This is a genomic window from Campylobacter sp. 110, assembly GCF_002383965.1.
In the GTDB taxonomy this organism is placed as follows: Bacteria; Campylobacterota; Campylobacteria; order Campylobacterales; family Campylobacteraceae; genus Campylobacter_D; species Campylobacter_D coli.
In genome coordinates, this window is sequence record NZ_NXBD01000012.1 from 1 (window position 1) to 466 (window position 466).

Genomic DNA, 466 nt, shown 5'->3' on the forward strand with positions numbered 1-466 from the left:
ATCTCATCCAAAGTAGATTTATGTATCTTAAAATCATTTGGCAATCCTGCAGCTTTGTTAAAGTCACTTCCCATATAACCATCTTTATCTACACTATAACCATAGGCTGTATCAGTGCTTAAATCTACTTGTTTATATTTTAGAGTATAAATAGAGTTTTTAAATTCACTAGATATATCATAATTAGGAGAACTTGTCTTACTACTTATACTAAAATTAGTATTATTGCTAGTATTTGTTGTATTAGTAGAATTTAATACTTCACTTCTTACTAGGGTTTGTGAATTTGCATTTTGAATTTCATTTAATTTACTAGCATTTTGTTTTAAAAAAGCATTAGCAAAACTTATTTTAGAATTTTCTTTACTTTCTTTATTAGCTTTTGCTTGTGAAAGTATAGAACCATAGTTTGAGTTATCATTGATGCTAAAGATACTCATATTAATTCCTTAATTTAGATTTTTCT

The 466-nt window shown here is 25.8% G+C and carries 1 pseudogene; it reads right to left on the minus strand.

What is annotated here, in order from left to right:
- Positions 1 to 440, minus strand: a pseudogene (locus BGS43_RS00560) (Cj0814 family flagellar-dependent secreted protein); the annotation flags it as partial.
- Between the last annotated feature and the right edge of the window lie 26 nt (positions 441 to 466).